Origin of the sequence: Gluconobacter sp. Dm-74 (assembly GCF_018256135.1) — a bacterium.
GTDB lineage: Bacteria > Pseudomonadota > Alphaproteobacteria > Acetobacterales > Acetobacteraceae > Gluconobacter > Gluconobacter cadivus.
Genome location: NZ_JAERLX010000001.1, coordinates 146330 through 167127, shown reverse-complemented (window position 1 = coordinate 167127; position 20798 = coordinate 146330). Strand labels below are relative to the sequence as shown.

General features: G+C 61.9%; 19 protein-coding genes. 16 read left to right on the top strand and 3 right to left on the bottom strand.

The genetic code is table 11. From position 1 onward, the window contains the following. Window positions 1-215 precede the first annotated feature (215 nt). Window positions 216-776, bottom strand: a complete 561-nt coding sequence (locus JK208_RS00780) for an HAD-IIIA family hydrolase (RefSeq protein WP_249201860.1) — start codon at window positions 774-776, stop codon at window positions 216-218. Window positions 777-1607: 831 nt separating this feature from the next. Between JK208_RS00780 and JK208_RS00775 the strand changes: the two genes are divergently transcribed. From JK208_RS00775 to JK208_RS00755, 5 genes are all read left to right on the top strand, one after another. Beyond that, the gene (locus JK208_RS00775) at window positions 1608-3059 is read left to right on the top strand and encodes a glycosyltransferase family 1 protein (RefSeq protein WP_211573986.1); all 1452 of its coding nucleotides are present in this window, start codon (window positions 1608-1610) and stop codon (window positions 3057-3059) included. After that, complete coding sequence (locus tag JK208_RS00770) at window positions 3056-4435, top strand: glycosyltransferase family 1 protein (RefSeq protein WP_211573985.1); 1380 nt, start codon at window positions 3056-3058, stop codon at window positions 4433-4435. The genes JK208_RS00775 and JK208_RS00770 overlap by 4 nt, the downstream gene beginning before the upstream one ends. 170 nt (window positions 4436-4605) lie before the next feature. Continuing rightward, window positions 4606-5703 (top strand): S-methyl-5-thioribose-1-phosphate isomerase, encoded by a 1098-nt coding sequence (mtnA, locus tag JK208_RS00765; protein WP_211573984.1) that lies wholly within the window; start codon window positions 4606-4608, stop codon window positions 5701-5703. Then, complete coding sequence (locus tag JK208_RS00760) at window positions 5700-6104, top strand: hypothetical protein (RefSeq protein WP_211573983.1); 405 nt, start codon at window positions 5700-5702, stop codon at window positions 6102-6104. The genes mtnA and JK208_RS00760 overlap by 4 nt, the downstream gene beginning before the upstream one ends. A 44-nt stretch (window positions 6105-6148) precedes the next feature. Beyond that, window positions 6149-7075, top strand: a complete 927-nt coding sequence (locus JK208_RS00755) for a DUF2272 domain-containing protein (RefSeq protein WP_249201859.1) — start codon at window positions 6149-6151, stop codon at window positions 7073-7075. Here JK208_RS00755 and JK208_RS00750 read toward each other — a convergent pair. Further along, a complete protein-coding gene (locus JK208_RS00750) occupies window positions 7051-7467 on the bottom strand; it encodes a rhodanese-like domain-containing protein (RefSeq protein WP_194266718.1) in 417 nt (138 codons plus the stop codon). The two genes, JK208_RS00755 and JK208_RS00750, sit on opposite strands and share 25 nt — an antisense overlap. 68 nt (window positions 7468-7535) lie before the next feature. Between JK208_RS00750 and JK208_RS00745 the strand changes: the two genes are divergently transcribed. The 4 genes from JK208_RS00745 (at window position 7536) to JK208_RS00730 (ending at window position 12152) form a co-directional block, all read left to right on the top strand. After that, window positions 7536-8579, top strand: a complete 1044-nt coding sequence (locus tag JK208_RS00745) for a cysteine synthase A (protein WP_211573982.1) — start codon at window positions 7536-7538, stop codon at window positions 8577-8579. A gap of 81 nt (window positions 8580-8660) precedes the next feature. Beyond that, window positions 8661-9386, top strand: coding sequence for a response regulator (locus JK208_RS00740; protein WP_194254179.1), 726 nt, complete (start codon window positions 8661-8663; stop codon window positions 9384-9386). A gap of 5 nt (window positions 9387-9391) precedes the next feature. Continuing rightward, window positions 9392-11017 carry an ATP-binding protein gene (locus JK208_RS00735; RefSeq protein WP_211573981.1) on the top strand — a complete coding sequence of 542 codons (1626 nt, stop codon included), beginning with the start codon at window positions 9392-9394 and terminating at the stop codon, window positions 11015-11017. An 88-nt stretch (window positions 11018-11105) separates the two neighbouring features. Then, window positions 11106-12152, top strand: coding sequence for an aldo/keto reductase (locus JK208_RS00730; RefSeq protein WP_211573980.1), 1047 nt, complete (start codon window positions 11106-11108; stop codon window positions 12150-12152). A 45-nt stretch (window positions 12153-12197) separates the two neighbouring features. Here JK208_RS00730 and JK208_RS00725 read toward each other — a convergent pair whose 3' ends face one another. Further along, window positions 12198-13544, bottom strand: coding sequence for an RsmB/NOP family class I SAM-dependent RNA methyltransferase (locus tag JK208_RS00725; protein ID WP_211573979.1), 1347 nt, complete (start codon window positions 13542-13544; stop codon window positions 12198-12200). Window positions 13545-13601: 57 nt separating this feature from the next. Between JK208_RS00725 and JK208_RS00720 the strand changes: the two genes are divergently transcribed. The 7 genes from JK208_RS00720 to JK208_RS00690 all read left to right on the top strand — a co-directional run bounded on the left by JK208_RS00720 (window position 13602) and on the right by JK208_RS00690 (window position 20761). Further along, window positions 13602-14300 carry a YggS family pyridoxal phosphate-dependent enzyme gene (locus JK208_RS00720; protein ID WP_249201858.1) on the top strand — a complete coding sequence of 233 codons (699 nt, stop codon included), beginning with the start codon at window positions 13602-13604 and terminating at the stop codon, window positions 14298-14300. A gap of 114 nt (window positions 14301-14414) precedes the next feature. Next, window positions 14415-16442 carry a potassium transporter Kup gene (locus JK208_RS00715; protein ID WP_206032963.1) on the top strand — a complete coding sequence of 676 codons (2028 nt, stop codon included), beginning with the start codon at window positions 14415-14417 and terminating at the stop codon, window positions 16440-16442. Between the two features lie 11 nt (window positions 16443-16453). Continuing rightward, the gene (gene hemW / locus JK208_RS00710) at window positions 16454-17617 is read left to right on the top strand and encodes a radical SAM family heme chaperone HemW (RefSeq protein ID WP_211574308.1); all 1164 of its coding nucleotides are present in this window, start codon (window positions 16454-16456) and stop codon (window positions 17615-17617) included. Between the two features lie 36 nt (window positions 17618-17653). Beyond that, the gene (locus JK208_RS00705; RefSeq protein WP_211573978.1) at window positions 17654-18742 is read left to right on the top strand and encodes a nucleoside hydrolase; all 1089 of its coding nucleotides are present in this window, start codon (window positions 17654-17656) and stop codon (window positions 18740-18742) included. 27 nt (window positions 18743-18769) lie between these two features. After that, entirely contained in the window at window positions 18770-19189 is a 420-nt protein-coding gene (locus tag JK208_RS00700) for a DUF1489 family protein (protein WP_211573977.1), read from the top strand. A 142-nt stretch (window positions 19190-19331) separates the two neighbouring features. Continuing rightward, a complete protein-coding gene (locus JK208_RS00695; protein ID WP_349291948.1) occupies window positions 19332-20306 on the top strand; it encodes a VOC family protein in 975 nt (324 codons plus the stop codon). Beyond that, entirely contained in the window at window positions 20303-20761 is a 459-nt protein-coding gene (locus JK208_RS00690; protein ID WP_211573975.1) for a hypothetical protein, read from the top strand. The genes JK208_RS00695 and JK208_RS00690 overlap by 4 nt, the downstream gene beginning before the upstream one ends. Window positions 20762-20798 lie beyond the last annotated feature (37 nt).

Below are 20798 nucleotides of genomic sequence, written 5' to 3'. Positions count from 1 at the left end.
GATTTACGTTCGTCAGCCAGACGCTCTCTCCTGACAACACGACGGGTCTCACGCAACAGCCGATATTTTTCCACCGCGCTCAGGCAAACCCTCTCCTCAGGGTCACGGCATCCGGACTGCTGCGCCTTCGAGGAAATACGAGACAGGGAGGCCTGCGTGTTCCTGTAAGATGCCATCATCTTTCCAATCAGACTATTTGATACGAATTGTAACTTTCACCTTACAGACTGTCGAGGACTTTCCGGAAACTCATTCTCACACAATGACAGGCCCATTTCTGGAAACAGATCGGACAGTTTGTCAGGTCCCACCATGACCCCTCGAAGGCCTGCCGCACATGCAGCCTGCATGTCGGTCGGCTGGTCTCCAAACAGGACGCAACGCGCAGGGTCCAGTTCCCATCGTTGCAACAGATCAAGGATCATACCGGGCGCCGGTTTGCGGTCCACGCTATGCCCTCGATAACGTTCGACTTCGGCCTCTGGGTGCATGGGGCAGTACCGCCAGTCATCCACAGTCCCGCCATGCTCGCGGATGCTGTCGATAACCCAGTCCATAAGAGCCATAAGGTCGGCTTCGGAATAGAACCCCCGTGCAATCCCGGACTGGTTGGTCACGATAAAAACGTGATGGCCACTTTCGGTCATTCTGGCGATGGCCTCGCGGACACCGGGCTCCCATTCGAACCGTTCGCGCGTTCCGACCCATCCAAAGTCCCGGTTAATGACGCCGTCGCGATCCAGAAAAACGGCCGGACGGCGCAAATTCAGCGACATCTCCTGCAGCGTCTTTTCCAACCTGCTGTCATTCGCACAATCGTAAAAATCCCCTGTCAGCGAGAGACCCCGGAGCGTTCCATTTTCCGCCAACTTTGGAAACACGTCTTGCTCCAAAGAGCAGGTCTCCGACAGCATTTCACAGATCGAGACATCAAAAAGACAGAGGCCGGTCCTCACTAAAACTGGCTTTTCCAAGTCGTCACGGTTCTGGTGAAACGACACAAGCCCGTTTGCACACAAAAAGACTTCTGTCTGCTGCTCCGGCAAAGTGACCGGGCGCAACAGCATCCAGTGTCCATTCCGTGCGTGTGTCAGCAAACGCGCCAGATTGCAGGAAAACAATGTGTTTGCGGGACATATGAGGAATTTTTCCCGCAGATGCGGTCGGGCATGACGAAGTGCCCCCCCGCTCCCCAGCCCGGGCGGTGCAACGCTTATGACGATTTTGGCGGGTCTGGGGAGGAAAGAACCAAGACTTTCAATAGCAGTCAAAACGTCCTGCGAGCCTTGTGCAGTCAGAATTATGAACTCGTTGACACCAAAACGCTGCATTTCCCGCATAAGCCAAGCGAGAAACGGCCTATCTCCACGGGGCAAAAGCGACAGAGGCAAGGCGTGTGATACAGGATCTTCCAGCAGAATGACGCATTGACGAACCGTAACGCTGTTCACAACAGAACTCCCCTGACCCAATCAATCCTGCGAGGCGAAGGCTCTGCCTTTTCCGCGCTCCCCTTGCCCATCCGGCGGGGCTTACCTAAACTTTAACACTAATATCGTTTGACAGACCGGCATCCCTGTCGGCCGCCACAAAGCTAGTCCGGACATATGCAAGCAGATTATACCATCTGGATCGACGTCGAAGACATTTTCCAGTATTTCGAAAACAATTCGCGCCCCAGCGGAATTCAGCGACTTGTCTATGAAATCCTGCATGTCATCCGCAAACAGGCCGCAACCAAACCCGGTATGGGCAATATTGCCCTGATCCGACGCGGACAGAACGAAACACAGCTTGTTTCCACGGTGTCTTTTGACGATCTGGAAAATCTTTTCGTCGTGCGTGCCGATGACAAAGTCGCACATGACAGTCGCCCGGCGCCCCAGTCGCGCAAAACGCCCCGTGCTTTCGTAAGAAATCTGCGCCACACCGTCATCAGACGCATCGAGAGCCTGCCGCCGGAACTGGCACGTCCTCTGCTGACAATGGCCGTGAACCAGTTGCGCGCCCTGCGCCTTTTACGCCGTTTTGTGCAAAAACAGATGACGCGCCGTTCGGAAACGGAAACTGCCCGAACACCGGCTGTGATGCAGTCGTCAATTACGGCCGACACAGCCAATCAGCCAAAGCCCGGCGATATCTTCCTGATTCTCGGTGCAGCATGGTCGGAGCCCGGCTTCGGTGACCGTTTGGCCAGAATGCGCAAAGCGTATGGCATCCAGCCTGTCCTGCTACTGTCCGATCTCATCCCCGCCATCCGGCCGGAATGGTGTGCGCTGTCCCTGATCCGAGATTTCCGGCACTGGCTGGATACGACCCTCCCGCAGTGCGGACGCCTTCTGGCCATCAGCCACGCTACGGCGAAAACCATTGATGACTACACCCGCAAGCATCGCCTGAAGCTGCTGGCCCCCGTGCAGATCGTGCCCATTGGCAGCGGCTTCGGGCCGCCCCGCAAAGTGACAGGCGAACGTCCGAAAGGACTACCTGCGCCAGAAACCTATGTCCTGTTCGTCTCCACCATCGAAGCGCGCAAGAACCATATTCTGGCGTTCCGCGTCTGGCGTCGTCTGGTCGCTGATCTGCCTCCCGAGCAGGTGCCGACGCTTGTTTTCGCAGGACGGGTCGGCTGGCTCGTCTCCGACCTCATGCAGCAGCTTGAAAATACCGACTGGCTGCGTGGCAAGATCCGTCTTCTGCGCGACCCGTCGGATGACGAACTGGCGCATCTATATGACGGCTGCATGTTCACGCTTTTCCCATCCCTGTTTGAAGGCTGGGGCCTGCCGGTGACGGAAAGCCTGATCCATGGCCGTCCCTGCGTGGCCTCGAACGCGACCTCCGTCCCCGAAGCCGGCGGCCCGCTGTCGCGCTATTTCGATCCGGAAAATACCGACGACGCCTATCGTGTCGTCCGTGAGACAATCGAAGACCGCGAAGGCCTGACGAAATGGCAGGAGCAGGTCCGGACGCAGTTTAAACCCACCCCGTGGGAGCATACTGCTGACGCCATTCTGGACGCCTGTCACGCCGCGTATGTGGACGGGAGAGCGTCATGACCCTTTGGATCGACGTCGACGACCTGCTGTTTCACCTCGTCCATCATGGACGACCGAGCGGCATTCAGCGTGTGGTGTTCGAGCTCTGCGCGGGCCTGCGGACCCTACACGGCCACAACGTCCAGTTCGTACGCCGCGGAGCGAACAAACACGATCCGCGCGATTTCCGCACCATCGACTGGTCGGTAGTCGACACGCTGCTGCGGCAAGTTATGAAAGACAGTGGCGCCAAAGCCGCAAAAGCCTCGGCTCCACTGTTTTCCGCCATGCAGTTCGCCGAGAACGAAACACACCGTCAGGCATTAACCGGCATCCTGCAAACGGAAGGACAAGTTCTGGGCGGACTGGCGAGCCTGTGGGCCGGGCTGGGACGACTGGCAGTCAACGAAGGCAAGGCGGCTCTGCGCCGCCGACGTCAGCAGTCAAGCACCGACGCCGCGCAGCACGCCGAAGGAACGCCCCTGGCGGAAGCTGTCGAGGCTGGGGACGTCTTCCTGACGCTGGGCTCACCATGGCATCACGAGAATTATGTCCAGACAGTCCGGTGGCTGCGCGATGAACTGCGGGTGTCCTTCGGACTCCTGATGCATGATCTGGCTCCAATCCGCTGCCCCGAATGGTGCCATATTGGCGTGATTACGACGTTCCGGGCTTGGCATCATGCCGTGTTACCGCTGGCGGACATCATCTTCGCCAACAGCCGCGCCACAGCACAGGACGTCCAGTCCTATCTTGCGGAAGAAGGCATCGGAACGGGCATTACGGTCCAGCATGTTCCGATGGGAACGGAGTTCGGACTGGCGGAAACCGTCATGCCAACCGAACGTCTGGTGAGCGAGCCCTACGTCCTGTTCGTCTCCACGATCGAGGCGCGCAAGAACCACATGCTCCTCTTCCGGATCTGGCGGCAGATGCTGGAAGATATGCCGGTCGATCAGGTTCCGACACTGGTGTTCGCGGGGCGTCCGGGCTGGCTCGTTTCCGATCTCATGCAGCAGCTTGAGAATACGAAATGGCTGGATGGCAAAATCCGCTTCATCCAAAACCCGTCCGATGCCGAACTGCGACGCCTCTATTCCGATTGCAGCTTCTCGGTCTTCCCGTCTTTCTTCGAAGGCTGGGGCCTTCCGGTGACGGAAGGTCTGGCCATGGGGCGCCCCTGTATCGCCTCCAACACGACCTCCATCCCCGAAGCAGGCGGGCCGCTCGGGCGCTACTTCAACCCGCGCAACCTCAGTGAAGCCTATGCCCTGATCCGTCAGGTCATCGACGATCCAGAAGATCTGGCCGCGTGGACCCAAAAGGTGCGGAGCGAGTTCAAACCCGTTCCGTGGACCACAGGCGCAAAGGTTATCCTCGACGCCGTCCATCGTTGAAAATCCTGCGCTTGTAAACGGCTCGCCCCCTGTGCATGAAAGTTTCATGCACAGGGGCTTGAGTCAGGCCCGCAGATCACGCACATGCAGAACCCAGCAGTTCAGTCAGCATGGGGTCGTTCGCGCTCCCGTTGCAGCCCCGTCTTTCCGGCCTTCCGAGGAGCGTTCCCTTGAAAATCAACGGCATTTCCTATCGCAGCCTCTGGCGCCCGTCCGACGATGCCAACAGCATCCGGATTTTCGACCAGACCCGCTTCCCCTGGGCTGTGGAGCTTCTGGAACTCCGCGACGTCGGCGGCGTGGCCGAGGCCATTACGTCCATGCAGGTGCGCGGGGCCCCGCTGATCGGGGCCGTCGCCGCCTATGGTCTGGTGTTCGCCCTTCAGGACGATGCTTCCGACGATGCTCTGGATAAGGCTGCAGCCTTCCTCGTCGCCACGCGCCCGACTGCCATCAACCTGCGCTGGGCCATCGAGCGTATGGTCAAACACCTCAAGGCCATTCCCGAAGCCGAGCGTGTCACCGCGGGCTATGCCGAAGCCGATGCCATCTGCGACGAAGATGTTCAGGTCAATGAGTCCATCGGTCGTCACGGGCTTGAGCTGATCCGTGAAATCTGGGAGCGTAAGGGCCGTCAGGGACAGGTCAATCTTCTGACGCACTGCAATGCCGGATGGATCGCCACCGTGGACTGGGGCACGGCCCTTGCCCCGATCTACATGGCGCATGACGAAGGCATCCCCGTGCATGTCTGGGTAGACGAAACGCGCCCCCGCAATCAGGGCAGCCTCCTGACGGCATGGGAACTCGGCAGCCACGGCGTGCCGCACACCGTCATCGCAGACAACGCCGGCGGCCATTACATGCAGGCCGGACGCGTGGATATGGTCATCGTGGGCACGGACCGCGTGACCGCGCAGGGCGACGTGGCCAACAAGATCGGCACCTATCTCAAAGCCCTTGCCGCGCATGACAACAACGTCCCTTTCTGGGTGGCGCTGCCATCCTCGACGATCGACTGGCGCGTGCGTGACGGCGTGAAGGAAATCCCGATTGAAGAGCGCAGCGCCGACGAAGTGCTGTTCATGACAGGCCTCGACAACCGGGGAGACGCCAGCCGCGTCCGCATCGCGCCTCTCGGCAGTCCGGCCGCAAATCCGGCCTTTGACGTCACGCCAGCCCGCCTCGTGACGGGCCTCATCACGGAGCGCGGCCGTTGCGACGCCAGTGAAGCCGGGCTGCGGTCACTGTTTCCCGATACTCCGTGACGTCTGCGTCACCCTGCAAGGGCTACGCTCCGCTGTGGTTTCGGATCATTCGGGCGTTCCTGGCGGGAAACGCTGTTCTGGGGCTGACCGCGAGCGTCTTTCTCCCCGCACTCTGCATCGGGTTCGGTATGGCCATGGACAACCCGGCAAGCGAGCCCCTCTTCACCCGCTGTCTGTTGATCTATCTCGGCCTCCTGCCGATTGTCTGTATCGTCACACTCACATTCCTGTTCAGAACAAGACCCATGTCACGGATGCAGACAATATTCTGTGTTGGAATATCCACGGCTCTGCTGGGCTTCTGGTTTCCTCCCGTAGGACTGCCTGCCATTCAGAAAACCTGCATAAAAATAAAGGCATGGCAGGCCGTGGCCCCTCCCTCAGTCAGCCCCCATCCTTGACGCTCTGTGTCACATGCCGTTCAAGTTGAGGTCATGACGGGTACATGAGGATAATAGTGCCAGATTCGCATCTTTTCAGGCGAGCAGCCGCTACGGCCGCCCTGCTCGCACTGGCTGCATGTTCCAGCCAGCAGAGTGTCAGCCCGTATCCGGCCCGCACGCCGAACGCCCAGTATGCGAACGGAACCACTGGTCCGGTAGGTTACGACGTCCATGTTCCGGACTTCGCCACCCGCAACTTCGAGCCGTTCAACCGGCAGGACGTTGCGGCCATCGCCCTGCGCGAATGGCGGATGTTCGGCTCCCCCGTCTCGGACGACAATCCCGAAGACCGCCCCGAACCCACGGAGGCCGCGCTCAAGCCCGAACGGCTCCCCGGCCTGTGGCAGCGGATCGGCGAGTACTGGTGGATCGGACAGGATCCGTATGAGACGGAAGTCGGCTGGACGGGCAAGACGGATTCCCAGGGCACCCGCTTCGAGATCGAGCATGACGGCCATTATGCCTGGTCTGCCGCATTCATCTCGTATGTGATGCGCATCGCGGGCGCCAACGGGCGTTTCCCGTATTCCCCCAATCATTCGACCTATATCAACGCTGCCGCCAGCGGACAGTCCAGCGGCGTCACAGCCCATGATCCTGGAACCTACGCCCCCAAGCTCGGCGATCTGATCTGCGTCGGGCGCGGCAAGAGCAAGACCGTCACTTTCTCCATGCTGCCGACCAGCTACGGCTTTCCGGCGCATTGCGGCATTGTCTCCGCCACCAACCAGAATGCCCAGCCTTTCGGACACGAGCTGAGCATTGTCGGCGGCAACGTGGATGATGCCGTGGCCCTCACCCATGTTCCCACGGATGCCAACGGCATGATCGCCGACAGTTCAGGGCACAGCTACGACAGCCGCTATCCCTGGTGCGCCGTGTTGGAAGTGCATTACGACGCGGATCAGGAACCCGACAGCGGCATGTAAGCCGACGGCAGGCCGCTGGACCGCCAGCCCTTGCCGGGGCCGTGCTGGTCTTCGAATCCGTCCACGATATTGCTGACATCCGCATAACCGGCATTTTCCGCCAGCAGTGCGGCATGATGTGACCGCACACCCGATCGGCACAGGAACAGCAGCGGTGTCTGCTGGTCGGGAACGGCTTCGACCAGGGCCTCAAGAAACTCGCGCTGAAGGTCAGGCTGCCAGGTCACACACAGAAGCGGCGCGGTCATCGCATCCGCGTCGGGCAATCCCACATGCATCCATTCCGGCGGCGTGCGCACATCCACCAGAACAGGCTGCGCGTCATTCTCAGAGCCCGTTCCATGCTTTTTTTCAAGCATGTCCCACGCCTGCCTTGCTGTCAGAACCTTCATGCTCTTTCTCATCCTTCCAAAACACGTTCTATAATTCACCCAGCACAGGCCAGCACAGGAGTTACCGTATGACCGACCTCTCTCCGAACCGCCAGGCTGCCACGATCGGATGGCAGACCGTCTCCCCGGGTATGACCACCGCGATCGGGGGCACGCCCCTGATCCGCCTTGAACGCGCGTCCGAGGAAACCGGCTGCAATATCTACGGCAAGGCCGAGTTCATGAACCCCGGAGGCTCCGTAAAGGACCGCGCGGCTCTTGCAATCATCAATGATGCCCTGAAAAGCGGCGCCCTGAAACCCGGCGGCACGGTCGTTGAGGGAACGGCCGGCAATACGGGAATCGGCCTGACGCTGGTCGCCCATGCGGTAGGCTGCAAGGCCGTGATCGTCGTGCCGGAAACACAGAGCCGCGAGAAGCTGGACTTTCTGCGCATGATCGGCGCGGATCTGCGTCTTGTCCCCGCCAAGCCCTATCGTGATCCGGGCAATTACGTCCATGTCTCGCGCCGTCTCGCCGAAGAAATCGGCGGCTTCTGGGCCAACCAGTTTGACAACACCGCCAACCGAGAAGGCCACCGCGCCACCACGGCCCGCGAAATCTGGGAACAGACGAACGGAAAAATCGACGCCTTCACCTGCGCCTGCGGCACCGGCGGAACGCTGGCCGGAATCGCATTGGGCCTGCGCGATCAGGCCGCAGCAGCCGGAAAGACCGCACCGCGCGTGGTTCTCGCAGATCCGGAAGGTTCCGCCCTTTACGGTTGGGTGAAGTCCAACGACCTCACCATTACCGGGGGTTCGATTACCGAAGGAATCGGTCAGGGCCGCGTGACCGCCAATCTGGAAGGCTCGGCCCCCGATGACGCCGAACGTATTCCCGATGCCGAGGCGCTGGAGCAGATTTTCTCCCTGACCTCGAAGGAAGGTCTCTCGGTCGGTGGCTCGTCCGGCATCAATGTCGCTGCGGCAATCCGCACCGCACGCCGCCTTGGACCCGGACATACGATTGTTACAATTCTATGCGACGGTGGTGCCCGATATCAGTCCAAGCTGTTCAACCCGGAGTTCCTGCGTGCGAAAAACCTGCCTGTCCCGCCCTGGCTGGCCTGACCTCGCCGCAGTGCCGTCCCATATAGGGGGCGGCACACGCAGTCCGAACGCGGTCACAGCATTCCTGAAAGGCCTCTGGTCATGAGCACGGAAACACTGCCCCATCTTCTGGTCGTGGATGATGACCGCGAAATCCGCGAACTGCTGAGTCAGTTCCTCGAACGCAATCATTTCCGCGTCACAGCGGCCCGTGACGCCCGCGAAGCGCGCAAGGCCTGGGCGAACGGGCATTACCAGCTCGTGGTGCTGGATCTGATGCTGCCTGGCGAGAGCGGTCTTGAAGTCGCGCGCTGGCTGCGCTCGCAGGACAACGTCCCCATCATCATGCTCACCGCCATGAGCGATGAAACCGACCGGATCATCGGCCTCGAATTCGGTGCGGACGATTACGTCGCCAAGCCTTTCAACCCTCGCGAACTGCTCGCCCGCATCCGCGCGGTGCTGCGCCGGACGATCGACGTTGAAGACAAGCGACAGGTTGCCGATACCCGCAAGATCCACTTCGCGGGCTGGTGCCTCGATCCCGTCCGTCGTCGCCTGCTGAACCCGGATGGTGCGGAAGTCTCCCTCACCGGTGGTGAGTATGACCTGCTGATGGCGCTGCTCGAACGCGCAAACCGCGTGCTGACGCGCGACATGCTTCTGGAACTGCTCCGTGGCCGTCAGGCCGGACCGTTCGACCGCGCCATCGACGTCGCGGTCAGCCGCCTGCGTCGCAAGCTCGAAGACGACGGCCGCAACGCGCAGGTCATCAAGACGGTGCGCGGCGGGGGCTATGTCCTCGCGGCAGAAGTCGAGCGTCTCTGACCGGAATGCATATCCTTCCACGATCTCTCGTCACCCGCACCAGCCTCCTGCTGATTGTGGGGCTTGCCATCGTGGAAGCCGCAGGACTGGCCATCCACGCGCTGGACCGCTTCGATCTGGAAGAACGCAGTCAGGTCCATGAAGAGCAGGTACAGGTCTTTTCGATCTACCGCACGATCGCGGAAGCCAGCCCCGCTGACCGTCGCGACGCGATCGAAGACCTGCGTGTCCCCTCCAACGTCACGGTCCTGCTTCTCAAAGAGCCGGACCCGTTGATCGAGGGACATGAAATTCCCCTCCCCCCGAGAGTGTCTGCCCCTTTCCTGCATCATCCGCGCGATGGCTTTCCCCAGCCCGGCATGATGGACGAAAACGGCCCACATCCGGGTGCGGACATGCCCCCGCATATGGGACCACCCGGTTTTCCCGAACCCGGCATGAACGGCCCGGATTTCCACATGCCCCCCGGCCCTTCCGGTACGCCCTTGGGTGGACCCGTGCCGGGTCCAATGGGGAACCCGATGGACGGCCATATGCCTCCCCCGATGGAAGGAAACCCCCGCTTCCCGGGAAGCCTGCACCGGCATGATATGCCGCCCTTCGTGCGATGGGCGCTGCTGCCGTCGTCCCTTTATCCGCGCAAGGTCCTGATCGGCCAGAAACTGCGAACCCACTCCACTTCGATCCTCCTGCCGGACCGGGACTGCTGGGTCGTGGTCCGGTTCGTCACCCCTCTGCCCAACCCGTTCGGATCGCCGACCTTTCTGATCGCGTTCCTCGTCATGTCCATTGCCGGCAGTGCCATGATCGTCTGGGCCACACGCCGCCTGATCGCCCCCGTCACGACGCTTGCCAATGCCGCCGAGGCACTGGGCCGGGACGTCAACACCGCAGCGCTGCCCGAAAACGGCCCTTCCGAAATCCGACGTGCCGCGATTGCCTTCAATACGATGGCCACGCGCATCCGCCGTTTCGTGACGGACCGTACGCTCATGCTGACCGCCATCGGCCATGATCTGCGCACGCCCATCACGCGCCTGAAACTGCGCGCCGAGTTCATCGATGACGACGCACTCCGCAACAAGGTGCTGGCCGATCTGGACGAGATGGAAGCCATGGTCTCCGCCACGCTGGCCTTCGGACGTGACAGCGCTTCCGCCGAACCCATCGTCACGCTGGACCTGCGCGCTCTGCTCCAGACCATCATGGACGAAGCCGCCGAGAGCCTGCCCGAAAAGGCGGACGACCTGTTTTACGAACCGCCCAATGTGCCCGTCCGCATCAAGGCGCGCTCGGTCGCACTGAAACGCGCCCTGAACAACCTTATCCTTAATGCCCTAAAATATGGCGGGGACGCCCATGTCACACTCATTCCAGCCACCCGCCCCGGCGAAAAAGGCAATGCGGTCCGCATTCTGATCGAAGACAATGGCCCGGGCCTGCCTGAAAACGAGTTGGACCGCGTGTTCGAACCTTTCGTCCGCATCGAGAGCAGCCGCAATCGCGAAACCGGTGGAACCGGCCTTGGTCTCGCCATTGCCCGTACCATTCTGCATGGCCAAGGCGGGGATGTCCGCCTTGAAAACCGAACCGGTGGGGGCTTGCGCGTCATCGTCACGCTGGCCCCATAAGCAGAGCATGAACAGAGCCGCGCCTTGATCAATGGCCCGGCTCTGTTCATGCTAGAGGCTTCCCCATCTTTCTGATCAGGTCTTTTCCATGAAACAGCGTGAACTTGGCCGCACCGGCATTGCCGTCAGCGAAATCTGCCTCGGCACCATGACCTTCGGTCAGCAGAACACCGAAACCGAGGGCCACGCCCAGCTCGACATGGCGCTGGACCACGGCATCAATTTCATCGACACCGCCGAACTCTATTCCATCCCGCCCCGCGCCGAGACGCAGGGCTCAACCGAAACCATCATCGGAAGCTGGCTGAAGGCGCGCGGCGGCCGTGACCGTCTCGTCATCGCCAGCAAGGTCGTCGGACGAACGGCCATGCCGTGGTTCCGCCCTGATGGCGAGGAAGCACGCCTCACCCCGCGACAGATCCGCTACGCGCTCGAAGGCTCCCTGCGCCGCCTCGGCACCGATTACATCGACCTTTATCAGCTCCACTGGCCCGACCGGAAAGTGGGCCTGTTCGGCGAAGGTGGCACGACCTTCCGCGACCTGCCGGAGGATTCCGCCGTTCCGTTCGAAGACACGCTCGGCGTGCTCGGCGATCTCGTGAACGAAGGCAAGATCCGCCATGTCGGCCTCTCCAACGAGACCGCGTGGGGCGTCTCAAAATTTCTGGAAGCCTCCCGCACGGGCCTGCCGCGCGTCGCCTCCATCCAGAACGCCTATAACCTGATCAACCGGACTTTCGAGATCGGTCTTGCCGAAATGGCGCTGCACGAGAAGGTCGGACTGCTGGCGTATTCCCCGCTCGCGCAGGGCTATCTGACCGGAAAATATCTGAACGGCGCCCGCCCCGCCGGGGCCCGCACCACGCTGTTCAACCGTGGCCAGCGTTACGAAAAGCCCGGCGTTGACGACGCCATCACGGCCTATCACGCCCTCGCTCGTGAGGAGGGGATCGACCCTACCCAACTCGCGATCGCGTTCGTCACCTCACGCCCGTTCGTGACATCCAACATCATTGGCGCCACCAGCGTCGATCAGCTCCGCACCATTCTCGGCGCGGCAGATGTCGTCATCACGCCAGAGCTGGAAGAGAAGATCAACGCCATCCATCAGGTCCACTCCAACCCGGCGCCCTGAAGACAGCGCATCCGGCATCGGGAACACTCCCGATGCCGACTGGCCTCAGACCTTGATCAGACGCGCGGCAAAGAAGCCGTCCATGCCGCCAAGTTCGCTCCAAAGGCCCGGATGGGTGCGGAACATCCCGTCCCATGTCCGGGCAACGGCCATATCGGCCAGTTCCGCTTCTGAAAACGGATCGAACTTCCATCCACCGCGCGCAATCGCTGCCTTGATCCGCTCCGGACCTTCCTCGTCCTGAAGCGAGCAGACTGCATAAAGCAGCACGCCACCCGGTTTGAGCATTTCATGCGCGGCATCAATCAGCGCATCCTGACCTTCCGCCAATGCCGTCACGTCGCGCGGGCGCTTGATCCACAACACGTCTGGATGACGGCGCAGGGTGCCCGTCGCGGAACACGGCGCATCCAGCAGAACCATGTCCACCGGAGAGTCCGGACGCCATGTTGCGGCATCGGCCACAACCGTCTTCGCGGACAGCTTCAGCCGCGCGATATTGTCTTCAAGCCGCTGCGCCCGCAATTCCTCACGCTCGACCGCCACAACCTGCGCGCCCGCCGTTGCAAGCTGGGCCGTCTTGCCGCCCGGCGCTGCGCAGAGATCCACGACGGTCTTGCCCGACACATCGCCCATCAGCTTCACGGGCATCGTGGCCGCCACGTCCTGCGCCCAGAACGCGCCGTCCTCAAACCCTTCAAGCGCCGTGATGCGCGTCCCGGCCGGATAGCGGACGGACCCTGTCGGCAGCACCTCCCCACCCTCCGGTGCGACAGCTCCCGGACGCAGCGTCAGATCCAGCGGCGCCTCACGATGCAACCCGCGCGAAATCGCCCGAGCCCGCTTGCCCCACGCGCTCCACAACCAGGGCGGCACATCCAGCCGGTCCACGTCCAGACCATCCAGAAGCTCCTGTCCTTCACGCGAAACACGCCGCAGCACGGCATTGGCTAGCCCCGCGAATGGGGCCAGACCGCGACGGCGCAACAGATCCACGATTGTCCCGACCGCGGCATGGGGCGGCGTTTCGAGATGCAGCAACTGCGCCACGCCCATCAGCAGCGCGCAACGCACCGGCTCGGGCGGTTCCCGGCGCAATAACGGCTGAAGCAGTTCGGTCATGCTGCCGAGATGACGCAGGGTTGTCGCCGCCAGACGATGGGCCGAGGCCCGATCCCGCGGGTCCAGTCCTTGTCCCGCACGGTCCAGCGTCGTCTCCAGCATCCGCCGATGCTCGACCACCCCACAGACAATATCGAAGGCAAGGTCGCGCGTCGGGTCCGGCGCAGGGCGACGCTGCGGCATACGGCCATTTTGGGGACGACGCGGTCCAGCATTCCGGGTTCCGGAGGCCGGATTGCGGGGAGGCTTGTTGGATGGGGGCTGGGTCATGACAGGCTATCGATCTCTCGCATCCTGCCGAAATCGCATCTTGCGGCCACGGACGCAATGGCGTCTTCTCCCGACATGTCCGATCTTATTGCCCAAAACCTCGCCGCCATCCGTCATCGTATCGCTCAAGCCTGCGAAAAAGCCGAGCGCGCAGAGGCGGACGTGTCTCTCGTGGCCGTCAGCAAGTTCCACCCGATCGAGAGCGTCGAAGCAGCACTGAAAGCCGGTCAGCGCCTGTTTGGCGAAAACCGTGTACAGGAAGCCGCCTCCAAATTTCCGCAGCTTCGCGACCATTTTCCGGACCTGCGCTTGCACATCATCGGCGGCCTTCAGACCAACAAGGCCCTCGAAGCCTGCCAGATCGCGGACGTGATCGAGAGCCTTGACCGCCCGTCTCTATCAGACGCGATCGAGAAAGCCGCGCAGAAAGCCGGGCGCCTTCCCGACCTTCTCATTCAGGTCAATACAGGCGATGAACCGCAGAAATCCGGCATTCCGCGCAACGAAGCCGATGCGTTCATCGAAGCCTGCCTCGAAAAGTTCGGCTCGAAAATCCGGGGGCTGATGTGTATCCCCCCCCAGGATAAAGACCCTGCGCCCCATTTCCACTTCCTGCGCAGAACCGCAGAACGGCACGGACTGTCGGTACTTTCGATGGGGATGTCTGCCGATTTTGAAACCGCCATTGCCGAAAACGCAACGCTCGTCCGGGTGGGAACCGCCATTTTCGGAAGCCGTCCCGTGCCACAATCCTGACGCACGGCTTGCGTCCGTCGCAGAAATCTTGTCATGAGGGGAAGTTGCCGTGATGTGGAGCGCGCTTGACCAGTGCTGCGACAGGAGATGACGGCACTCTACTGACGCCCGTAAATGGAACCAGCAATGCCTGAACATGACGGTGACCGCGCCTCAAACTCTCCTCATGGCGTAGGGATTCCCAACGACTCCGGCGACGTCGTCCAGACGATCGAGCAGGCCCGTTCGGAAGGCCATACCCACGAGATCGGTGGCGAAGATGACGGTTCCAGCCACAAGCGCCCCGCCGGCATGGGCGCGCTGCTTACGGTTCTGGGCGTGGTTTACGGCGATATCGGCACAAGCCCGCTCTATGCGCTGCAATCCTCCGTCAGCATTGTCAGTTCCCCCAAGATGCCCGCCCAGCCTTGGGAAATCATGGGGCTTGCGAGCCTGACGTTCTGGGCGTTGATGCTCATCGTCACCATCAAATACGTCATCCTCATCATGCGGGCCGACCATGACGGCGAAGGCGGCATCATCGCCCTCATGTCCCTCGCCCAGCGCGTCTGCAAGTCGCAGCATTTCCGATGGCTGTTCGGCCTTGTGGGCATTGCTGGCACCTGCCTGTTCTTCGGCGACAGTATTATCACCCCCGCCATTTCGGTCCTTTCAGCCGTGGAAGGCATCGAAACCGCCGTGCCGTCGGCCAGCCACATCATCATCCCGCTGGCAATGATCGTTCTGGTCGGGCTGTTCTCGGTTCAGGTGCTGGGAACCGGCAAGATCGGCAAGGCGTTCGGCCCGATCATGGTGGCCTGGTTTGCGGTTCTCGCCATTCTTGGCGTCAAGGGGATCTTGCTCTACCCCCATATCCTGCTTGCCCTGTCGCCGACTTTCGCGCTCGAATTCATCATCATGCACGGCTACCTGTCGTTCATCGCACTCGGTTCGGTCGTCCTGTCCGTGACGGGTGCGGAAGCGCTTTATGCCGATATGGGCCATTTCGGACGCGCCCCGATCCGCAAGGCCTGGCTGTTCTTCGTCCTGCCATCCCTGACGCTGAACTATTTCGGACAGGCCGCCCTGCTGATCCATAATCCGCATGCCCTGTCCAACCCGTTCTATCTTCTGGTGCCGCACTGGGCGCAGATCCCGATGCTGATCCTTGCGACCTTCGCAACCGTGATCGCCTCGCAGGCTGGGATCTCGGGCAGCTTCTCGCTGTGCCGTCAGCTCATCCAGCTCGGCTACCTGCCCCGCACCCGCATCATGCACACCAACGCGTCGGAAGAAGCGCAGATCTATCTGCCGTCGCTGAACTGGATTCTGGCCTTTGGCGCACTGGTTCTGGTGCTGTCGTTCCGCACGTCCTCGGCCCTCGCCGCCGCTTACGGCATCGCTGTCACGGGAACATTCCTGTGCACCTGCGTGCTGGCAATGGTGGTGTTCCGCCGCGTCTTCAAATGGAAGACCGCCACGGTCGCGATCGTCTTCGGCTTCTTCTTCATCGTGGACAGCATTTTCTTCTCTGCAAACGTGCTCAAGATCCCCGATGGCGGCTGGGTCCCACTCGCGATCGGCATCATCAGCACCATCATCATGACCACCTGGAAGCGCGGCCGCAGCCTCATCGCCGCCCGCCAGCAGGCGGATTCCATGCCGATGGGCTCCTTCCTCGCGCGCCTGCCGCAGTCCCGCACGATCCGTGTTCCCGGTCTGGCCGTCTTCCTGACCGCCAACCCCGATATCGTGCCGAACTCACTGTTGCATAATCTCAAGCACAACAAGGTCCTGCACGATCACATCCTCTTCGTGACGGTCCAGAACCTCGACCAACCGGAAGCCGAGCGCGGCCACCGCGCCATCGTTCAGGAACTGGCGCCCAACATTCACCGCGTCATCGTCCGCTACGGCTTCATGGAGATGCCCAACCTGCCCCGCGCCCTGCTGGAACTGAACGCGCTCGGCGTGGCGTTCGACGCCATTCAGGCCTCCTATTTCACATCGCATGAACTCGTCGTTCGCTCCCGCGTGCCGAAGATGCAACTCTGGCGCATGTGGATCTTCCTCCTGCTCCAGCGCAATGCGGCCTCCACGACCGAGTTCCTGCGCATTCCGCCCGATCGCGTGGTGGAATTCGGCGTCCGGATCGCCATTTGAGGTCCCGTCCTTTGGCCGAGCCGCTTTCCCTCTACATCCACTGGCCGTTCTGTCTGGCGAAGTGCCCCTACTGCGATTTCAACTCCCATGTTCGGGACGTGATCCCGCAGCAGCGCTTCGCCGCAGCCCTGCGCCGTGAACTGGCCCATGATGCCGCCCGTCTGACGCGCGATGGCGTCAAACGCCCCCTCCGTTCGATCTTTTTCGGCGGAGGCACACCGTCGCTCATGGAACCCGAAACCGTTGCAGCCCTGATCGAAGACGCACACCGCCTGTTCGACGCCGAAAACGATCTGGAAATCACGCTCGAAGCCAACCCGACCAGCGTCGAAGCCGGAAAATTCGCGGCGTTCCGTCAGGCCGGGGTCAACCGCGTCTCGCTCGGCGTCCAAAGCCTGCGAGACGATGCGCTGCACAAGCTCGGCCGCGAACACTCCGCCACGCAGGCCATCCGCGCCCTCGAAACCGCCCGAACCCTGTTCCCGCGTATCTCCTTCGACCTGATCTACACCCGCCCCGGCCAGAGCGACGCCGACTGGACGGACGAACTCACCACAGCGCTCGATCTCGTGGCCGATCACCTGTCACTGTATCAGCTCACCATCGAACCCGGCACAAAGTTCGAAGCCATGCACCGACGCGGCGAACTTACCTTGCCCGACGAAGACACCGCCGCACGCCTCTATGACCTGACCGGCGACATCGCCGCCCGTCACGGCCTCCTGCCTTATGAAGTCTCGAACTACGCCCGTCCCGGCGCCGAGAGCCGCCATAACCTGACCTACTGGCGCTATGCGGATTATATCGGCATCGGCCCCGGCGCTCATGGCCGCCTGACGCTGGAAGGCGAACTTTACGCCATCCGCCGTCACCGTGCGCCCGAACCCTGGGCCGAACGGGTTGAAAAAACCGGCTCCGGAAGTACCGAAGAAACCCTTCTCACGCCGGAAGAAAAAGGCCGCGAAGCCCTGCTGATGGGCCTGCGCCTGTCTGAAGGCATCAACGAAGCCCAGTTCGCCGCTCGCACGGGTCGCGCGCTTCTGGACTGTGTGGACCCGCACCTGCTCGACGCCTGCATCGAGGAAAACTATCTCGAACGGGGCAACGGCATCCTGCGCGCGACCGGCGAAGGACGGCTTCGTCTTGAAGCGATACTGGCGCGCCTCGTCACTTGAGGGCATGATCCGGTCTTAATCCATCTGGAAGAGACCATGCGCCAATCCATTCTCTCTGCCCTTCTGGCTGCCTGCACCGTACTCGCCCCGCTTGCCGCAGCGAACGCGGCTCCCGCTCCGAATTACGTCGTGCTCGACAACGACTTCCTCGGTCCGGGTGGTTCCAACATCCAGTCCATCATTCCCCTGCTCAACCGCCCCGGCGTGACGCTGCTCGGCCTGACCTCCGTCGTCGGCGATGACTGGGAAAACGCGGGCACGGCACATGCCCTGCGCTTTCTGGAAATTGCCCACCAGACACAGATCCCCGTCGCCGATGGCGCCACCACGCCGCTGGTCAACACCGTCGCGGAGACGAAACTGCGCGAACAGCAGTTCGGCATCATTCCGTGGAAGGGCGCATGGGGTGGCCTTGGCTCCATCGAACACGTCCCGGCCACACAGCCGCCCGTCCGTAAGCTGACTGAAGGCGCCCCCCATACCACCGCCGACGCGCTTCCAGCCGCCATGTTCCTGATCCGTGAGGTCCACGCCCATCCGCATCAGGTCACGATCATCGCCGCAGGTCCGCTGACAAACCTCGCCCTCGCCATTCGGATCGACCCGACTTTCGCCGAAACCGCCAAACAGCTCGTCTTCATGGGCGGCCTGCTCGATGCCAGCATGATGTCCGTCACCGGCAACGCCGATTTCGCATCCGACTTCAACCTGATCATGGACCCCGAAGCCGCCCAGATCGCCCTGACAGCGCCATGGCCCGCCATCACCTGCGTCGGCAACGTCTCGAACGACATCATGATGACGCCTGAACTCGCAAACCGCATCAATGCAAAGCACAACGCCGTCACGGATTATCTGCAAAAGTATCAGGCGCCGCTACCGCTCTGGGATGAACTGACCTCCGCCATCGCCGTTGATCCGACACTGATCACGAAATCCGTCACGGCCATCATGAACGTCAATATCGACCACGGGATGGATTACGGTCACGCCCATATCTGGCCGGATTCAACCGCTCCGAAGGGCATGGGTCTGCGGAAGGTGAAGATCGTGCAGTCCATCGACAAGACGCGCTTCATCAACGATTTCGTCTCGCAGTCCCAGAACGCCATGGGCACGCACTGAGAGTTTGAAAGAGGGCACCCGACATCTATGCTGAACATCATCAAACTGGCCGTCGGCTGCCCGAGCATCGAAGTCCTGCGCGAACGGCTGAACCATTACCGCATCAACGGCCACGCCACCGTCCAGACCCGCACCATGCCCAAACGGGCCGAGGAGGTTCTGGACGGTGGCTCCCTGTATCGTGTGATGGACGGCATGGTCCTGTGCCGCCAGCCCATCATTGGTCTGGAAAGCGCCCAGCGTCCGGATGGCAGCACAGGCACGCTGATCGTCGTGTCCGATGAAATCATCCCGGTCCAGCCACGCCCGATGCGGCCCTTTCAGGGCTGGCGCTATCTGGAACCCAAGGACGCGCCCCCCGATCTGGACAGCAGCCTTGGTCATGACGGCATTGCCGATCTCCCGCCACAGCTTCGGAAGGAGCTGGCCGAACTCGCCCTGATCTGATCCCCCAAGATCTGCCCCCTCAGGGCCGCGCCACATTTTTGCTGCATTCCGGGAACGGAATGGGACGTGAAACGTCATGCCTTTATTGCGGGGAGCCACAGGATGCTCCCCTCCGGCCTGCCGATCGTCCCGAAGGTGCACCGTGCAGATCAGAACAGAAGGAGTGCCGCCTTTGCCGCCCTTTTCCCGCCTCTCCCGAACAGGTACGGTCGCCGTCACGCTGTCAGCCGCCCTCACTCTCAGTTTCGGCCTAACAGCCTTCGCTTCCGATGCGCTTGCACAGACAGCCAACACCGCTGAGACGCCAGCCGCGCTCTCAAAAACCCTGCCCGGCAAGATCGTCTACACGCAGCTCACAACGCCCGATCTGCCCAAAGCCAAGGCCTTTTATGGTGCGCTTCTGGGTTGGAATTTTCAGGACCGCCCCGTCTCGCGCGGCCATTATGCCGAGGCGCTGGTCAACGGCCATGTCGTAGCCGGGCTGGTCGAACGTCCTCTCCCCGATACGGATAATCCGCCCCAGCCGCTCTGGCTTCCGTTCATTTCGGCACTCGACGTCCCGACAGTGGCCAAGGAATCGCTCCAGTGGGGCGGAAAAATTCTGTACCGTCCGACCGTTGTTCCGGGCCGTGGCGAACAGGCCATTATCGCCGACCCGCAGGGCGCGCTTTTCGCCGCTCTGCACACCTCTCACGGCGACCGTGACGATACGGACGACACGGCTCAGGGCGACTGGATCTGGCATACAATCCTGACCCCGGCTCCCGCAGCCAGCGCGGGATTCTACCAGAAACTCTTCGGCTATCAGGTTGAAGACGCGCCTCCGCCCGACACGCACCAGCACTATATTCTGGACTCACAGTCCATCGCCCGTGCGACCGTCAATCCCCTGCCGGCGCGCCTGCCCCCAGATGCGAGCGCGCGCTGGATCGGCTTCATACAGGTGGACAGCGTCGGGAGTGCCGCCGAAAAAGCCGTGCAGCTGGGAGGACGCGTTCTGGTACAGCCCCACCCCGATCATCAGAACAGCATGATCGCCGTCCTCGCCGACCCGAGCGGCGCCGCCTTCGGCGTCATGGAATGGCATGATCCCAGCGCGGCAGGAGATGCGAAATGACCCGTTGGACAACAAAATCCTTCCTGCGCCTTGGCGGTACGCTCTGCCTTCTGGGAATGCTGTCGGGCTGCGGTGACTATGAATATGGCGGCCCCGGCCAATACGGCACCTATTATGGCGGCGGGGGCTATTACAGCAGCACCTATAATCGCGGCTGGGGCAGCACATGGGGCCCAGGCTGGGGCTGGGGACCGGGTTATTACGTCGGCCCCTATCCCGGACGCGGCCCGGGGCGGCCTCCCGGCGTACGTCCCGGCCCCCGGCCTGGAGGACCCGGCCATGGTCCCGGTGGACAGGGGAGGCCCGATGGCAGACCGGGAGGTGGGTTTGGCCATGGACCTGGTGGCGGAAGACCCGGAGGCGGTCAGGGACCGGGAAGGCCGGGCGGCGGAGGAATGGGCGGCGGCAATCATGGCGGCGGCCCGGGCGGTCATGGCCCCGGTGGGCGCCGCTGAACCCCATCATATCTGCTCATGAAAACCGGAGGCGGTT